We start from the raw sequence: 1604 nt of genomic DNA on the forward strand, positions 1-1604 counted from the left end.
GCGCCGCGACCTCGGCGGCCGACGAGGCCAGCTGGTTGGCCTGGCGGGCCGAGTCGGCGCTCTGCTTGACGGTGCCGGTGATCTGCTCCATCGACGAGGCCGCGCGCTGCAGGTTCGATGCGGTCTGTTCGGTGCGGGCGCTCAGGTCCTGGTTGCCGGTCGCGATCTCGCTGCTGGCGGTCGTGATCGAGTCGACCGAGCTGCGCACCGAGCCGATCATCTGCTGGAAGCGCTGGCGCATGCCTTCGACGTTGCGGATCAGCGCGCCGATCTCGTCACGCTGCTCGCTGTGGCAGGGCTGCGTCAGGTCGCCGGCCGCCAGCACCGTGACGGCGCGCGACAGCTCCTGCAGCGGGCGGCCGACCCAGCGGCGCATCATCAGGAACAGCCCGCCGCCGAGCAGCAGCGCGGCGATGCCGAGCAGCGTCGCGAACGGCACGATGGTGGCCCAGTGGGTCTTCATCGCCTCGCCGTCCGACACCTCCGACACCACCCACTGGTTGCCGGCCTTGGCCTTGCGCAGCACCGCCCAGTGGTCGTCGTGTTTCGTCTCGAGCACCGCGCCGCCGTCCTTCGCCCAGCCGCCGGGGGCGGTCTCGAGGCGGGCCAGCAGCGCCTTGGCGTCCGGGTAGGCCTCCAGCACCTTCTTGCCCTTGGCGCTCGGGTGCACGACGAAGACCGCCTCTTCAGGCGACTTCTTCGGGTCGATCACGTAGACGCCGCCGCTGTCGAAGAAGCGGATGTCGCTCGCCAGCTTGTCGATCGCCGCCTGGAAGGCGGAGGTGTCGAAGCCGATGAACAGGATGCCGATGACCTTGCCGCCCGCGTCCTTGATCGGCTCGTAGCGGGTCATGTAGGGCGTGCCGAACAGCACCGCGCGGCCGGTGTAGGTCTGGCCGGCCATCATCAGCGCATGCGCCGGATGGCTGGCGCCGAGCATCGTGCCGACGGCGCGCTCGCCGTTTTCCTTCTTCAGCGAGGTGGTGATGCGCTGGAAGTCGTCGCCTTTGCGGGCGAACACGGTGGCCACGCCGCCGCTGCCCTGCGCGAACTCGTCCACCTGCGTGAAGTTGCCGTTCAGCGGCGTGTCGCCGACCTTCAGCGTGGTGCTCGCCTCGTCCAGCGTGAAGGGCTGCTTGAACTCGTTCTTGAAGTTGGCGAAGAACTTCTCGACCAGCACGCGCGAGGTCATGTCGAACGCGTCGATCGAATCGGCGACCGACTGCGTCTTGTCGGCCACCCAGGTGACGATGCGCTCGCGCGAGCGGTCGGCGGCCACCAGGCTCATCGTGGCGCAGATCGCGAACAGGACCACCGACAGGCTCAGCGCCCCGATGATCGAAACCTTGCGCGCGACCGAGCCGCGGCTGTCAAGCGCCGTGTTCATGAAATCCTTGGGGAGAGAAGAGAGGAATGCGGGGAAACGTCAGGGGCTGTCGATCAGGCCCATCTCGGCGCTGGCCATCAGCTCCTCGATGTCCATCAGGATGAGCATGCGGTCGTTGACGCTGGAGATGCCGGTGATGAAGCTGGTGTCGACGGCGGAGGCCATCTCGGGGGCCGGCTTGATGGAGTCGCGCGAGAGTTCGAGCACGTCGCTGACC

Annotated in this window: 2 protein-coding genes; both read right to left on the reverse strand. The window is 68.0% G+C overall.

The window, feature by feature from the left end:
* The coding region (locus AC1D15_RS31245) for a methyl-accepting chemotaxis protein (RefSeq protein WP_477829094.1) at window positions 1–1387 on the reverse strand (1387 nt) is incomplete at its 3' end.
* A gap of 39 nt (window positions 1388–1426) precedes the next feature.
* The gene (locus AC1D15_RS31250) at window positions 1427–1594 is read right to left on the reverse strand and encodes a CheW domain-containing protein (RefSeq protein WP_477829095.1); all 168 of its coding nucleotides are present in this window, start codon (window positions 1592–1594) and stop codon (window positions 1427–1429) included.
* Window positions 1595–1604 lie beyond the last annotated feature (10 nt).

The organism is Rhizobacter sp. P2_H2 (assembly GCF_056403375.1).